General features: G+C 69.9%; 13 protein-coding genes. 8 read left to right on the top strand and 5 right to left on the bottom strand.

Annotation, left to right across the window (positions count from 1 at the left end; all coding sequences use genetic code 11):
- The first annotated feature begins 5 nt into the window (after positions 1-5).
- From OHN74_RS21965 to OHN74_RS21945, 5 genes are all read left to right on the top strand, one after another.
- The gene (locus OHN74_RS21965; RefSeq protein ID WP_327696266.1) at positions 6-2,000 is read left to right on the top strand and encodes a copper resistance CopC/CopD family protein; all 1,995 of its coding nucleotides are present in this window, start codon (positions 6-8) and stop codon (positions 1,998-2,000) included.
- 8 nt (positions 2,001-2,008) lie between these two features.
- Entirely contained in the window at positions 2,009-3,319 is a 1,311-nt protein-coding gene (gene efeB, locus OHN74_RS21960) for an iron uptake transporter deferrochelatase/peroxidase subunit (RefSeq protein WP_327696264.1), read from the top strand.
- 121 nt (positions 3,320-3,440) lie between these two features.
- Positions 3,441-4,373 (top strand): prephenate dehydratase, encoded by a 933-nt coding sequence (pheA, locus tag OHN74_RS21955; RefSeq protein WP_327696263.1) that lies wholly within the window; start codon positions 3,441-3,443, stop codon positions 4,371-4,373.
- A 558-nt stretch (positions 4,374-4,931) separates the two neighbouring features.
- Positions 4,932-6,221 (top strand): serine--tRNA ligase, encoded by a 1,290-nt coding sequence (gene serS / locus OHN74_RS21950; RefSeq protein WP_327696262.1) that lies wholly within the window; start codon positions 4,932-4,934, stop codon positions 6,219-6,221.
- Positions 6,218-7,030 (top strand): HAD family hydrolase, encoded by an 813-nt coding sequence (locus tag OHN74_RS21945; protein ID WP_327696261.1) that lies wholly within the window; start codon positions 6,218-6,220, stop codon positions 7,028-7,030. The genes serS and OHN74_RS21945 overlap by 4 nt, the downstream gene beginning before the upstream one ends.
- 343 nt (positions 7,031-7,373) lie before the next feature.
- On the opposite strand, the gene OHN74_RS21940 is transcribed toward OHN74_RS21945, so the two are convergent.
- From OHN74_RS21940 to OHN74_RS21920, 5 genes are all read right to left on the bottom strand, one after another.
- Positions 7,374-7,583, bottom strand: coding sequence for an SGM_3592 family protein (locus tag OHN74_RS21940; protein WP_327696260.1), 210 nt, complete (start codon positions 7,581-7,583; stop codon positions 7,374-7,376).
- Positions 7,584-7,693: 110 nt separating this feature from the next.
- Positions 7,694-8,413 carry an ABC transporter permease subunit gene (locus tag OHN74_RS21935; protein WP_327696259.1) on the bottom strand — a complete coding sequence of 240 codons (720 nt, stop codon included), beginning with the start codon at positions 8,411-8,413 and terminating at the stop codon, positions 7,694-7,696.
- A 10-nt stretch (positions 8,414-8,423) separates the two neighbouring features.
- A complete protein-coding gene (locus OHN74_RS21930) occupies positions 8,424-9,335 on the bottom strand; it encodes an ABC transporter ATP-binding protein (RefSeq protein WP_319096614.1) in 912 nt (303 codons plus the stop codon).
- Positions 9,332-10,237 (bottom strand): ABC transporter permease, encoded by a 906-nt coding sequence (locus tag OHN74_RS21925; RefSeq protein ID WP_327696258.1) that lies wholly within the window; start codon positions 10,235-10,237, stop codon positions 9,332-9,334. The genes OHN74_RS21930 and OHN74_RS21925 overlap by 4 nt, the downstream gene beginning before the upstream one ends.
- The gene (locus OHN74_RS21920) at positions 10,227-11,219 is read right to left on the bottom strand and encodes an ABC transporter ATP-binding protein (protein ID WP_327700226.1); all 993 of its coding nucleotides are present in this window, start codon (positions 11,217-11,219) and stop codon (positions 10,227-10,229) included. The genes OHN74_RS21925 and OHN74_RS21920 overlap by 11 nt, the downstream gene beginning before the upstream one ends.
- 253 nt (positions 11,220-11,472) lie before the next feature.
- On the opposite strand from OHN74_RS21920, the gene OHN74_RS21915 reads away from it, so the two are divergent.
- The 3 genes from OHN74_RS21915 to OHN74_RS21905 all read left to right on the top strand — a co-directional run bounded on the left by OHN74_RS21915 (position 11,473) and on the right by OHN74_RS21905 (position 14,847).
- Positions 11,473-12,327: a M24 family metallopeptidase gene (locus tag OHN74_RS21915; protein WP_327696257.1), complete on the top strand. Its 855-nt coding sequence runs from the start codon at positions 11,473-11,475 to the stop codon at positions 12,325-12,327.
- 28 nt (positions 12,328-12,355) lie between these two features.
- The gene (locus tag OHN74_RS21910) at positions 12,356-14,110 is read left to right on the top strand and encodes an SDR family oxidoreductase (protein ID WP_327696256.1); all 1,755 of its coding nucleotides are present in this window, start codon (positions 12,356-12,358) and stop codon (positions 14,108-14,110) included.
- 188 nt (positions 14,111-14,298) lie between these two features.
- Positions 14,299-14,847, top strand: coding sequence for an RNA 2'-phosphotransferase (locus tag OHN74_RS21905; protein ID WP_327700225.1), 549 nt, complete (start codon positions 14,299-14,301; stop codon positions 14,845-14,847).
- Positions 14,848-14,862 lie beyond the last annotated feature (15 nt).

Raw genomic sequence — 14,862 nt, 5'->3', positions numbered from 1 at the left:
TCACCGTGACACAGACCATCGCCCCGCGCGTGCGGCCCCTGGTGCTGCTGTTCCTCGCGGTCGCCGCCGCGCTGCTCGCCGGGCTGGCCGGCGCCGCGCCGGTCTCCGCACACGCCGCGCTCACCGGCAGCGCCCCGCAGCAGGGTGTGGTGGTCGACAAGGCCCCGACCCAGGTGACGCTGACCTTCTCCGAGAAGGTCGCGCTGTCCGACGGCGCGTTCCGCGTGCTCGACCCCAACGGCAAGCGTGTCGACACCGGCAAGGCGACCGAGCTGAGCGGCACGACCTACGGCGTCCCGCTCCACTCCGGGCTGCCCGACGGCACCTTCACCGTCGCCTACCAGGTCGTCTCGGCGGACAGTCACCCCGTCGCCGGCGCCTTCACCTTCTCCATCGGCGCCCCCTCCGTCACCTCCGTCTCGGTCTCCGACCAGACAGCGGGCGGCGGAGTCGTCGGCGCCCTCTACGGCTTCGGCCGGTACGTCTCGTACGCGGGCTTCATCGTCATGGTCGGCGGCGCCGCCTTCGTCCTCGCCTGCTGGCAGCGCGGCTCCGGCGTACGGGCGCTCCAGCGGCTCGTCGTCTCCGGGTGGCTCGCGATGACCGCGGCCACACTCGCGCTCCTGCTGATGCGCGGCTCGTACACCGGCTCCGGCAAGGTCGGCGACATCTTCGACCTGGGCCTCCTCGGAGACGTCCTGCAGACCAAGACGGGTGCCGCGCTCGTCTCCCGGCTGCTGCTGCTCGCGGCCGGCGCGCTGTTCATCGCGGTCCTCTTCGGGGCGTACGCCCGGCCCGAGACGGAGGACGACGAGAGCGACGAGGGCGACGAGGACGAGGGGGAGGAGGAGCTGGACGAGAGTTCCGCGCGGCGGGACCTCACCTTCGGGCTCGGCATCGGCGGCGGAGTCGTGGCGATCGGGCTGGCCGCCACCTGGGCGCTGGCCGAACACGCCTCGACCGGCCTCCAGCCCAACATCGCGATGCCCGTCGACGTGCTCCATCTGATCGCCGTCGCCGTCTGGCTCGGCGGGCTCTCAGCGCTCCTGGTCGCGCTGTTCCGGGCGCCCGCGGACACCCCGATCGAGGGTTCGGCCGTACGCCGCTTCTCGCGTGTCGCCTTCGGCAGCGTGCTGGCGCTGGTGGCGACCGGGATCTACCAGTCCTGGCGCCAGCTCGGCTCCTGGTCGGCGCTCACCGACACCTCGTACGGACAGCTGCTGCTCGTCAAGATCGGCCTGGTGGTCGTCCTTGTCGGCATCGCCTACATCTCGCGCCGCTGGACCGCCCAGCTGCCGGAGACCGCCGCGGCCGGCGCGGCGGAGGACGCGGAGAGTTCCGAGGACCAGGCCGACGACCCCGAGAAGGAGCCGGTCGCCGCAGCCGCCAAGGGCGGGGACACCAAGCGGGCCGCTCAGCTCGCCCGGCAGCGGGCCGCCGTCGACACCGCTCGGCTGAAGCGGCTGCGCGACGCCGACCCCCTGCGCTCGGGACTGCGCCGCTCGGTGCTCGCCGAGGCGGGCGTCGCCGTCGTCCTGCTCGCCGTCACGACCGTGCTGACGTCGACCGAGCCGGGCCGTACGGAGGAGGAGGCCAAGGCCGCCACCTCGGCGTCGTCCTCCTCGTCGTCCTCTTCCTCCTCGGACTCCGACGGGACGGGCGCCCTGACCCTGGACATGCCCTTCGACACCGGCGGCCAGGACGGCAAGGGCCTCGTGCGGCTCGACATCAACCCCGCCCGCGTCGGCGGGAACGTCATGCACGTGTACGTGGAGCGGCCCAACGGGCGGGCGTTCGACGTGCCCGAGGTGAAGGTCGCCTTCACCCTCACCGCCAAGAAGATCGGGCCACTGCCCGTGAACCCGGACCGCGTCGCCACCGGACACTGGACGGCGAACGAGGTCCAGATCCCCATGGCCGGCGACTGGAAGGTCGCCGTGACCGTGCGGACCTCCGACATCGACCAAGTGACCGTCGACAAGAACGCGCAGATCGGCTGAACCGCACCATGGCTGACCAGTCCACCAAGGAAAACAAGAAGGAAGACGCCGTGGGAGACGCCCAGGAGAACGGCGAACAGGGCATCTCGCGTCGGCGGCTGCTCGGCACCGCCGGCGCCACCGGGCTCGCGCTCGGTGCGGCGGGCGGGGCCACCGGCTATGCCGTCGGCTCCTCCGACGACGGTTCCGGATCCGGCTCCTCCGGCTCGTCCCTCGCGCTCGCTTCGGTGGGCGCGGACATGGCAATGTTTCACGGGAAACATCAGCCGGGCATCACCGAGGGCCTCCAGGCCAGCGGCCACCTCATCGCCTTCGACCTGGCGGCGGGCGCGGGCCGCACCGAGGCCGCCGCGCTGCTGCGCCGCTGGTCCGACACCGCCCGGCGGCTCATGGCGGGCGAGGCCGCCGCGCACGACGACACGGATGTCGCCCGGGACGCGGGCCCCTCGTCCCTGACGGTCACCTTCGGCTTCGGATACGGCTTCTTCGCCCGCACCGGGCTGGAGAAGCAGCGCCCGGTCGCGCTCGATCCGCTGCCCGAGTTCTCCTCCGACCACCTCGACAAGGCCCGCAGCAACGGCGATCTGTGGGTGCAGATCGGCGCCAACGACGCCCTGGTCGCCTTCCACGCCCTGCGCGCGATCCAGAAGGACGCGGGCAGCGCGGCCCGGGTCCGCTGGCAGATGAACGGCTTCAACCGGTCGCCGGGCGCCACCGCGCAGCCGATGACCGCCCGCAACCTGATGGGCCAGATGGACGGCACCCGCAACCCGAAGCCGTCCGAGGCCGACTTCGACAAGCGCATCTTCGTGCCCGCCGCCGGCGAACCGTCCTGGATGGCGAACGGCTCCTATGCCGTCGTACGCCGTATCCGCATGCTTCTCGACGACTGGGAGCAGCTGTCGGTCAAGCAGCAGGAGGACGTGGTCGGGCGGAAGAAGTCGAACGGGGCGCCGCTCAGCGGCGGTTCCGAGACGACCGCCATGGACCTGGAGAAGGTCGACGCCAACGGCGATCTCGTGGTCCCCATCAACGCGCACTCCCGGATCACCCGCCCCGACGAGAACGGGGGCGCTGCCATCCTGCGGCGCCCGTTCTCCTTCCACGACGGGATCGGGGCGGACGGGACGCCCGACGCGGGGCTCCTCTTCGTCTGCTGGCAGGCCGACCCGCTGCGCGGTTTCGTCCCCGTCCAGCGCAAGCTCGACCGGGGCGACGCGCTGTCGAGGTTCATCCGGCACGAGTCGAGCGGACTGTTCGCGGTGCCGGGCGGGGCGGGCGAGGGGGAGTACGTCGGGCAGCGGCTGCTGGAGGGGTGACGCGCGGCCGGTTCCCAAGCGGTGCCGGGGCCACAGCACGCTCGACGGGCCCCTGTCGCCCTTGGGGCGGCGGAGCCGGGAAGCGTGCGTCGGGCCGGACAAGGGCCATTAGGGTGAGGTCATGCCAGCCAGCTACGCGTATCTCGGCCCCGAGGGCACCTTCACCGAGGTTGCCCTGCGCACGCTTCCCGAGACGGCCACCCGAGAGCTGATCCCGATGGTGTCCGTGCCGGCCACGCTCGACGCGGTGCGCAGCGGTGAGGTCGAGGCCGCGTTCGTGCCGATCGAGAACTCCGTCGAGGGCGGTATCACCACCACCCTCGACGAGCTGGTCGCGGGCTCCCCGCTGATGATCTACCGCGAGGTGCTGCTGTCGATCACCTTCGCGCTGCTGGTCAGGCCAGGCACCAAGCTGTCGGAGATCAAGACCGTCACCGCCCATCCGGCCGCGCAGTCGCAGATCCGCAACTGGATGAAGATCAACCTCCCGGACGTGGTGTGGGAGTCGTCCGCCTCGAACGCGGACGGTGCCCGGCTGGTCCAGGAGGGCCGTTACGACGCGGCCTTCGCGGGCGAGTTCGCAGCCGCCCGGTACGGCCTCACCGCGCTGGAGACCGGCATCCACGACGCGGAGAACGCGCAGACGCGGTTCGTCCTGGTGGGCAGGCCCGCCCGGCCCGCGGCGCCGACCGGCGCGGACAAGACGTCCGTCGTCATCTGGCAGCGCGACGACCACCCCGGTGGACTGCGTGATCTGCTGGGCGAGTTCGCGGTGCGGGGCGTCAACCTGATGCTGCTGCAGTCCCGGCCGACCGGGCAGGGCATCGGCAACTACTGCTTCGCCATTGACGCCGAGGGTCACATCTCCGACCGGAAGGTCGCCGAGGCTCTCATGGGGCTCAGGCGGATCTGTCTCAAGGTGCGGTACCTGGGTTCGTACCCGCGTGCGGACATCGGCGTGGACGACGTCCGTGCTCCTCTGCCGGGGACGTCCGACGAGGAGTTCGTGACGGCCGCCGACTGGGTGGCTCGCTGCCAGGACGGCCGCTTCTAAGCGGTCCGCCTGTGCTTCCGGCCGGTCCTACCAGCCGATTTCCGTTATCCACAGAAGTTATCCACAGGCCCGCTTCTCGACCTGGGGACAAGTCGACAACAGGGTGCCGGTCTGTCGACAAATCGCCCTACAGGCCGTCGATCCGTCCACAGCCCGGCATGCCACCCTTCGTCCACTCGTTTCCCTGGTGTAACTCGCCGGAGTTACGCATTTCCACCCGAAAGTGGGCGTGACGGTGGTTTGCTTCGGGAATTGGCCATCTCGTGGACACCTTTGGAAACGATCACTTCGGTAATCCACAGATCTTTCGCACAGCCTGTGGATAACTTTTCCGAGGTGTGGATTACTGTGGACGAGCCCACCCTCAAGTCCCCTTCAGTGCAAGGGATTCGGGTCAACCAGGCACTACCGTCTGACCCTTTCAGGGAATCCGGCCGCCTTTCCTTGACACCTCTCGACGCTCCTCGAACGGGCAGACATTTCGGGCAAATAGCAACACGGGGCGTGTATGGAAATACCGAGTCGTGAGCGCCGACCCGGCACCGGTAGCCTTGGAGGGTGATTGACCTTCGCCTGCTCCGTGAGGACCCCGACCGTGTGCGCGCTTCGCAGCGCGCCCGTGGAGAGGACGTCGCGCTCGTCGACGCTCTCCTGTCCGCCGACGAGCGACGCAGGTCGTCCGGCGTCCGCTACGACGAGCTGCGTTCCGAGCAGAAGAGCATCGGCAAGCTCATCTCCAAGGCCTCCGCCGACGAGAAGGCCGAGCTACTCAAGAAGACGGGCCAGCTCGCAGCGGACGTCAAGGCAGCCGACGCCGAGCAGCACGAGGCCGACGAAGAAGCCAAGAAGCTCCTCCTCCAGCTCGGCAACCTGGTCCACCCGGACGTCCCGGTCGGCGGCGAGGAGGACTTCGTCGTCCTGGAGACGCACGGCACGATCCGCGACTTCGGCGCCGAGGGCTTCGAGCCCAAGGACCACCTGGAGCTGGGCGAGGCGCTGGGCGCCATCGACGTCGAGCGGGGCGCCAAGGTGTCCGGCTCGCGCTTCTACTACCTCACCGGCGTCGGCGCGCTCCTCGAACTCGCCCTCGTCAACGCGGCGATCGCGCAGGCCACGGAGGCCGGCTTCGTCCCGATGCTGACCCCGGCGCTGGTCCGCCCGCGCGCGATGGAGGGCACCGGCTTCCTCGGCCAGGCCGCGGAGAACGTGTACCACCTGGAGAAGGACGACTACTACCTGGTCGGCACCTCCGAGGTCCCCCTCGCCGCGTACCACATGGACGAGATCCTCGACGCCGACAAGCTGCCGCTGCGCTACGCCGGCTTCTCGCCGTGCTTCCGCCGCGAGGCCGGCACCTACGGCAAGGACACCCGGGGCATCTTCCGCGTGCACCAGTTCGACAAGGTCGAGATGTTCTCGTACGTCAACCCCGAGGACGCGGAGAACGAGCACCAGCGTCTCCTGGACTGGGAGAAGCAGTGGCTGACCGCCCTCGAACTGCCCTTCCAGGTCATCGACGTGGCCTCGGGCGACCTGGGCGCCTCCGCCTCGCGCAAGTTCGACTGCGAGGCCTGGATCCCGACCCAGGGCAAGTACCGCGAGCTGACGTCGGCCTCCAACTGTGACGGCTTCCAGGCCCGGCGCCTGTCCGTACGGATGCGCGACACCAGCGACGGCAAGAACAAGGTCCAGCCGCTCGCGACGCTCAACGGCACGCTGTGCGCCGTACCGCGCACGATCGTGGCGATCCTGGAGAACCACCAGTTGGCCGACGGTTCGGTGCGCGTGCCCGAGATGCTGCGCCCGTATCTGGGCGGCCGGGAACTGCTGGAGCCGGTCGCCAAGTGACCGACGCCGCTGGGTCGTTCCCGTACCGGCTCGTCGCGACCGACCTCGACGGAACGCTTCTGCGCTCCGACGGCTCGGTCTCGGCGCGCACCCGTGAGGCACTCGCCGCGGCCACCGCGGCGGGCGCCGCGCACATCGTCGTCACCGGCCGCGGGGTGCGCTGGACGCGGCACGTCCTCGACGAGCTGGGCTACGAGGGACTCGCGGTCTGCGGCCAGGGCGCACAGGTGTACGACGTCGGGGCTCATCGTCTGCTGACGTCGATCACTCTGGACCGGCAGCTGGCCTCGCTCGCGCTGGCGAAGATCGAGGCGGAGGTCGGACCGCTGTTCCTGGCGGCGAGCCGGGCGGGCCTCGACGGTGAGGTGCTGGTCGGGCCGGGTTACGAGAGCCTGGGCTCGCTGCCCTTCGTCCCGCTCACGGACTCTTCGGACCTCTGGGCCGAGCCGCTGGGCAAGATCTACATCCAGCACCCAACCCTGTCCACCGACGAGCTCACCGAGGTCGCCACCCGGACAGCGGGCGGCTTCGTGACGGTCACCATGGCCGGCGAGAGCATCGTCGAACTCCTCCCCCTGGGCCTGTCCAAGGCGAAGGGCCTGTCCCTGGCGGCCCGTCGACTGGGCGTGAAGGCCGCGGACACGATCGCCTTCGGTGACATGCCGAACGACATCCCGATGTTCACCTGGGCGGCGCGTGGGGTGGCGATGGCGAACGCCCACGCCGAACTGCGGGCGGTGGCCGACGAGGTCACGTCGTCGAACGACGAGGACGGCATCGCGGTGGTGCTGGAGCGATTGCTGGCGTAGTCCTTTTCGGGGACTGAAAGCTGAGGGCTGGGGGGTCCGGGAGGGCGGCCCGCGCGGAGTGAGTCGCGCGCTCGAAGTGGCCGCCCCGGGCAGCTCCCCCCGCTTGGCGGGCCCGCCGGAGGGAGTGACTGCTCCGGAGCCCGCCGCGGGCTGCCCTGAAGGAAGCCGCGCGGGCTGCCGTGCATCGGCGCCGCCCGGCTCCGCTCCCAGAACCCGACCCAGAGCACCGGACAGATCCGGCGTACTGGACACAACCACTGTGCCCGTAACCCGAGTCGGGCGCCACCGAATAAAACTGGTGAGCGGATTCCGGAGCGGCGGACCGGAACGTCCACCGTCTGCCCTACTTGCGGCGCCACCTGCGGCGACGCGCCTTGCTGAAGAACCAGCCCGCCGGGGGTTCGTCCGACCGCCAGGGCTGCGGCTCGGGCGTCTCGTTCCGCCAGCGCGCCGTCAGCATGCGGGCCCGGGCGGACGGCTCGGCGGTTTCGGCAGAGCGTATGAAGTCCTCGTCGAGGACCAACTCGTCCCAGATGTCCCTGTCCCCTGCCATCCCCGTCCTCCTCGCCCTGCGGCCCCGTTTGTCCAGTGTGCCCGGGCACACGTGAAGTCTCTGTCAGAAATCCCTGTCAGGTGACCACGCGCACCCGGGCCCGCAACTGCCTACTCATCGCCGGTAGGGGTCAGCGTGCGCAGCTTCTGGCCTGCGTACCAGGTGGCGAGGACGGTGACCGCGATCAGCAGGACCGTCGCCGTGGTCAGGCCGACGTCCGAGGTGATCAGGTCGCCGCCCGTGGCCTTGTGGCCGACGGCCAGGGCCCACTGCTGGACGCTCAGTGTGCGCGCCCCGGGCACCAGGGAGCCGAACAGTGCCTCCCAGACCAGGGCGTAGACGAGTCCGAAGACCACCGCGTGCCGGGACACCGTGCCGAGCAGCAGGAAGAGCGCGGCGTAGGCGATGGAGGCGACCAGTGCGGCGACCGTGTAAGAGACGGCGACCTGCTGGCCGTTGCCGTTGAGGATGAGGCCGGCGATGAAGGTCGGCACCGCCGAGAACGCCATGGTGACGCCGATCGCGACGATCAGCTTGGTGTAGATGATCTTGGGTCGCTTGAGCGGCTTGGAGAGCAGGTAGACGACGGAACCGTCGTCGATCTCCGGGCCGATCGCGCCGGTGCCCGCGATGACGCCGATGATCGGCACCATCGTGGCGAGGGCGAGTCCGCCCAGCAGGTCCGCCGCCGTCTGATCGTCGGCGCCGACGAGGCCGCGTACGGCGATGGCGATCACGATGAGCAGCAGGGGCAGCGCGCCGAGGATGAGGGCCCGGCGGCGGCCGAGCAGGGCCCGGTAGGTGAGCCGGGCGACTGTGGGGTCGTACATTTTCGGCCTCCTACGCGGCGACGAGATACGAGAACACGGATTCGAGGGACTCGTCGGACGGCGAGACCGTGAGCAGCCGGATGCCGTGATCCCTGGCAACGCGGGGCAGCAGGGCGGTGAAGCGGCCGAAGTCGACGGCCTGGATACGCAACGCGCCCTCCGCGAGGTCCACTTCGATGCCGGAGGTCGACGGGTCGGCGATCAGCGCGGCGGCGAGGGCCCGGTCGTCGCTGGAGCGTACGAGGTAGCGGTGCGGGCGGTCGGTCATCAGACGGCGGATCCGGCGGAAGTCACCGCTGGCCGCGTGCCGTCCGGCGACGACGACCTCGATGTGGGCCGCCAGTTGCTCGACCTCTTCGAGGATGTGCGAGGAGAACAGGACCGTGCGTCCCTCGGCGCCCATGCGGCGCAGCAGATCCATGAGCTGCATGCGCTGGCGCGGGTCCATGCCGTTGAAGGGCTCGTCGAGCAGAAGGAGCGACGGGTCGTGGACGAGCGCGCTCGCCATCTTCACACGCTGGCGCATGCCCTTGGAGTACGTCGAGATCTTGCGGTCCTGCGCGTACTCCATCTCGACCGTGGCGAGCGCCCGCTGCGCCGCCTTGGCACCGAGGCCGTGCAACTCGGCGTTGGCGACCACGAACTCCTTGCCGGTGAGGAAGTCGTACATCGCCTCGCGCTCGGGGACGATGCCGATGTGCTTGTAGATCTGCTCGTTGCGCCACACGGGCTGTCCGTCGAGGGTGACGGTGCCGGTGGAGGGGGCCAGGAAGCCGCCCATCATGTTGATGAGGGTGGACTTTCCGGCGCCGTTGGGGCCCAGGAGGCCGGTGACGCCGGGGCCGATCGTCATGGTGATGTCGTTGACCGCCACCACGTTGCCGAACCAGCGCGAGACGTGGTCGATGTTGAGCGTGGTCACAGTCCGACCTTTCGGTAGCGGCGCATCAGAAGGCCGTAGCAGCCGGCGATGAGACCCAGGACGGCGAGCAGGAAGACCACGCCTTCGCCGGTGCTGGGGCCCACCCCTCCGGGGTAGGAGGAGGTGGCGCCCAGGAAGGCCGTCTGCACCCCGTCGATGAGCGTGATGGGCGAGAAGAGGCCGATCCAGGGGACGGCACCCGTGCTGCCCTGGGCGTCAGCGATGGCCTGGAGCGTGGACACCGCCCCGTAGGAGATGGTCACCACGGCGATGACCGCCGCGATACCGAAGCCGCGGCGCGGGGTGACCGCCGAGATGACGAGGCCGATACCGGCGAACAGCAGCGAGAGCAGTGCCACGGAGACGAGCCCCTGGAGGAAACCCTTGGTCTGGTCGGTGAAGTCGAGCTTGGCCAGCAGGGCGCCCGCGTAGAGCACGACCAGCGGCACCGCGGTGATGAGGAACAGGGCCGAGGCCAGCGCCGCGAACTTCGCGCGGACGTAGTCCGAGGTCTCGATCGGGCGCGAGAAGTACAGGGGTACGGTCTTGAAGCGCAGGTCGCGGGAGACGGCCTGGGGTGCCTGCGAGGCGACGTACAGGCCGATGACCGCCTGCATGATGATCGCGTAGTTCGTGTACTCGACGGGCAGTTCCTTGGCCTTGGTGGCGACCGAGACCGCCACCATGATGGCTGCAGGGACGCACATCACGGCGAAGAGCACCATCGGCAGCACCTTGGACTTGACCGAACGGCCGAGGCCGTAGGCGCCGCGCAGGGACTGTGAGTAGAGCGAGCGTCGGGCGTACGCGCGGCCCAGTCGCTGGCCGTCGTACGAGCGGTAGCCGATGTTGTGGATGCGGGACTGGGCGCCCGCCTGTGCCGGGGTCTGCTCAACCGCCATGGCCGACCGCCTCCTTTCCTGCACTCACGCTCTGCTGTTCGTCCGCCTGCTTGGCGTCGCTGTCGGTGAAGACCTCGGAGATGTGGTGCCTGCGCTGTTCCATGCGCACCAGACCGAGGCCGAGGTCGGCGACCGTGTCCCGCACGAGGTCGTAGGTGTCCTCGCCCTGGGCGGTGAGCAGCAGGATGTGTCCGGCGCCGGGCAGGCCGCTGCCGTCGTGGGTGTCCACCCCGCGCGCGTGGAGCGCGTCGCGCACCGCGGCGGTGCCGTCCGGGTGTTCGTCGGTGTCGGTCACCTCGATGGCGAGGATGGCCGTGGACTGGGTGAAGTCCGTGGTGGAGCTGGACCGCAGGAGCTTGCCGCCGTCGACGACCACCACGTGGTCGCAGGTCCGCTCCAGCTCGCCGAGCAGGTGCGAGGTGACCAGCACCGAGATGCCGAAGTCGGTGTGGATACGGCGGATCAGGCCGAGCATGTCGTCGCGGCCGACCGGATCGAGGCCGTTGGTCGGCTCGTCCAGGAAGACCAGCTGCGGGTCGTGGACCAGCGCCTGGGCGAGCTTCACCCGCTGCTTCATGCCGGTCGAGTAGCCGCCGATGGGACGGTAGCGCTCCTCGTACAGGCCGACATGGCGCAGGGTGTCCGCGGTGCGCTCGCGGGCGGCGGCAGGCGGGAGCCCGGACATGCGCGCCATGTGCACGACGAACTCGGTGGCCGAGACGTCGGGTGGCAGGCAGTCGTGCTCCGGCATGTAGCCGACCCGCTCCCGGATGGCGCCGCCCTCGGTGGCGACGTCGAGTCCGAGCACGGCGGCCCGGCCCTCCGTGGCGGGGGACAGACCCAGCAGGATCTTGATCAGGGTGGATTTGCCGGCGCCATTGGCGCCGACGAGTCCGGTCACACCGGGTCCGATGTCCATGGAGAGCCGGTCGAGCGCGGTCACCCGGGGGAACCGCTTGCTCAGGCTTTCGGTCGCGATCACAGTCACGTCCACGACGGTAGTGGCGCACACCACATCGGTCGTCAACCCGAAGAGCTGTCTCCATATCCACCTCCAGTCGTACGGGCCCGTAGGGGTCCCCCTCAGGTCGAACAACCGACTGCGGGTTATCCACATCGGCTCCGTTGTCCACAGACAGGCGTTCGACTGTTGACGCCGGCTCTAACAAGTGTCAGATTCGCGAGGGTCAAGTTACGGGCACGTAGCGCGGTCGATGGGGACGGTGGGCGCGGCAATGGCGACGGCGGAGGCAGGCGGGCTCACCAGCGAGTCGGCCGGTGAACTGGCCGGGTTCAGACGGGTGCAACGGCTGGCGTACGAGTGTGCGGAGGCCGTCGCGGCACGGCTGGAGCCGGGGATCACCGAGCGCGAGGCGGCCCGGATGCAGCGGGAGTGGCTGCGCGAGCGGGGTGTGCGGGACTGGTTCCATCTGCCCTTCGCCTGGTTCGGGGACCGCACGGCGTTCGTGAACTTCCGCATCCCCCTCCAGTTCTTCCCGACCGGCCGCCGACTGGAGCCGGGGATGCCGTTCATCCTGGACCTGGCCCCGGTCCACCGGGGTTTCGCGGCGGACATCGGCTACTCCGGCTCGCTCGGCGCCAACCCGGTGCAGGACCGGCTGATGGCCGACCTGGAGGCGCACCGCGAGCTGATCCTGCGCGAGGTGCGCGAGCGGCGCCCGCTGCGCGAGATCTACGAGGACGTGGACCGCCTCATGGTCCGCCAGGGCTACGCCAACCGGCATCGCGCGTATCCCTTCGGGGTGATCGCGCACAAGGTCGACCGGGTACGCGAACGGTCGTGGTCGCCCCGGCTGTTCGGGTTCGGTACGCAGTCCCTGAAAGGGCTGGCGGGCGACGCGCTGCGCGGCCACCGCGAGGGCTGGTCGCCCCTGTGGTCGCCGTACCGCTTCTCCGACCACCCGCCGCAGCCGGGCCTGTGGGCGGTCGAGCCGCATCTCGGATTCCGGGGCACAGGGGCGAAGTTCGAGGAGATCCTGGTCGTCACGGACTCCGCGGACCCGCGGGAGAGCGCGTTCTGGCTGGACGACGATCTGCCGCACGTGCGGCGCTGGGCGGAGACGAAGTGACGATCGTGACCCTTGAGACGGAGGACGAGTGACTCTCGACGGGGCGCGTGAGCGCCGGGTACGTACGGGCGGGATCGAGCTGTGCGTCGCCGAGTTGGGCGACCCCTCGGACCCCACGGTGATCCTCGTGCACGGCTATCCGGACACCAAGGAGGTGTGGTCCCAGGTCGCCGCGCGGCTCGCCGACCGCTTCCACGTCGTGCTGTACGACGTGCGGGGTCACGGCAGTTCGACGACGCCGCGTCCGCTGCGCGGCGGCTTCACCCTGGCGAAGCTCACGGACGACTTCCTGGCCGTCGCGGACGCGGTCAGCCCGGACCGGCCTGTGCACCTGGTGGGGCACGACTGGGGCTCGGTGCAGTCCTGGGAGTTCGTCACCGTCGCACGCACCGAGGGCCGGATCGCGTCCTTCACGTCGATGTCCGGGCCGTCCCTCGACCACCTCGGCCACTGGACGAAGGGTCGCCTGAAGCGGCCCACCCCGCGTGCGGTCGCCCAACTCCTGGGCCAGGGCCGCAGATCCTGGTACGTGTACGCGCTGCACACGCCCGTGCTGCCCGAACTCGCCTGGCGCGGCCCGCTCGGCAAACGCTGGCCGAAGCTGCTGGCCCGCCTCGAAAAGGTCTCCGGGGACGGTTACCCCACCGCCTCCCTGCCCACGGACGCGGCCAACGGCGCCTGGCTGTACCGGGACAACGTACGGTCCCGGCTGCGCAGGCCGCGCCCGGACGCGCACGCACACGCGCCCGTGCAGCTCATCACGCCCCTGGGGGACGCGTTCCTCTCCGAGCGGCTGTACGACGGACTGGAGCGGTGGGCGCCCCGGCTGGTGCGCCGCACGCTCGACGCCAAGCACTGGATCCCGCGCACCCGGCCCGACCAGGTGGCCGCCTGGATCGGGGAGTTCGCGACCGCCAACGAGGGCGGGCGGCTCCCGGCGGCGGCAACGGGCCCCCACGCACAGCGTTTCGGCGGGCAGCTCGTCCTGGTCACCGGGGCGGGCAGCGGCATCGGACGGGCGACGGCCTTCGCGTTCGCCGAGGCGGGCGCTCGTGTGGTGGCCGTCGACCGGGACGCCGAAAGCGCCGCCCGTACGGCCGAGTTGGCCCGGCTCGTCGGCGCTCCCGAGGCCTGGGCGGAGCCGGTGGACGTCACGGACGAGCAGGCGATGGAGAAGCTCGCCGAGAAGGTCGCCACCGAGTACGGCATCGTGGACGTGCTGGTGAACAACGCGGGGATCGGGCTCTCCGGGTCCTTCTTCGACACGACCCCGGAGGACTGGAAGAAGGTCCTGGACGTCAACTTGTGGGGTGTGATCCACGGTTGCCGGCTCTTCGGGAAGCAGATGGCCGAGCGCGGACAGGGCGGGCACATCGTCAACATCGCGTCCGCGGCCGCGTACCAGCCCTCCAAAGCCCTTCCCGCGTACAGCACTTCGAAGGCCGCGGTGCTCATGCTCAGCGAGTGTCTGCGCGCCGAGCTGGCGGGCCAGGGCATCGGCGTCTCGGCGATCTGCCCCGGGTTCGTCAACACGAACATCACAACGACCGCGCGTTTCACGGGAGTCGACGCCGAGGAACAGGCCCGCCGACAGAAGCGGACGGCTCGGCTGTACGGGTTGCGCAACTACCCGCCGGAGAAGGTGGCTTCGGCGATCCTGCGCGCGGTGGTGCGCAACGAGGCGGTCGCGCCGGTGACACCGGAGGCCCGGGGCGCACACCTCATGTCCCGCTTCCTGCCGGGGGCGTTGAGGACGCTGGCGCGGATGGATCCGCCGCTGTAACCACAGGAGCCAAAAGGTAATAAATATAACCAAGTTGACCAAAGGTCGCAAAACGCCGACCAGTTGTCCACAGTTTTCTCAATTCCCCTGTGGATAACCGCACTTGGCTGTGGATCAAACCTCCGGACCAAAATCAAATGCGTGATCACCGTCTCGCCCGGCACCCTTACGGGATGACCGAGAAAGAGATGGATGAAAGACGCACCGTGAAGGTGTCGAAGTACCTGTCGAAGCATCTGCGGCACCAGCCGGAGCGGATCGGGCTCGCGCTCGACGAGGCCGGCTGGGTCGAGATCGACACACTGATCGCGGCTGCCACGGCCCACGGCTTCCGGTTCACCCGGGACGAGCTGGACCACGTGGTCGCCGCCAACGACAAGAAGCGCTTCGCGATCGACGGAACGCGGATCCGCGCCAGCCAGGGCCACAGCGTCGAGGTCGACCTCGGACTGCCCCCGGCGACTCCGCCGCCGTACCTCTACCACGGCACGGTGGACCGCTTCCTGGACGCCATCCGTGCCGAGGGCCTGCGGCCCATGAACCGGCACGCCGTGCACCTCTCGGCCGACCGTGAGACCGCGACCCGGGTCGGCGCCCGCCGAGGCCGGCCCGTCGTGCTCTCGGTCGACTCGGCCGCCATGCACCGCGACGGCCACCTCTTCCACGTCAGCGCGAACGGCGTGTGGCTCACGGAGGCCGTACCGCCGCGCTATCTGCGGTTCTCCGACCCGCACTGACACCGCGTGGCACCG

Origin of the sequence: Streptomyces sp. NBC_00459, assembly GCF_036013955.1 — a bacterium.
Lineage (GTDB): Bacteria > Actinomycetota > Actinomycetes > Streptomycetales > Streptomycetaceae > Streptomyces.
This window is presented reverse-complemented; position numbering and strand designations above follow the sequence as displayed.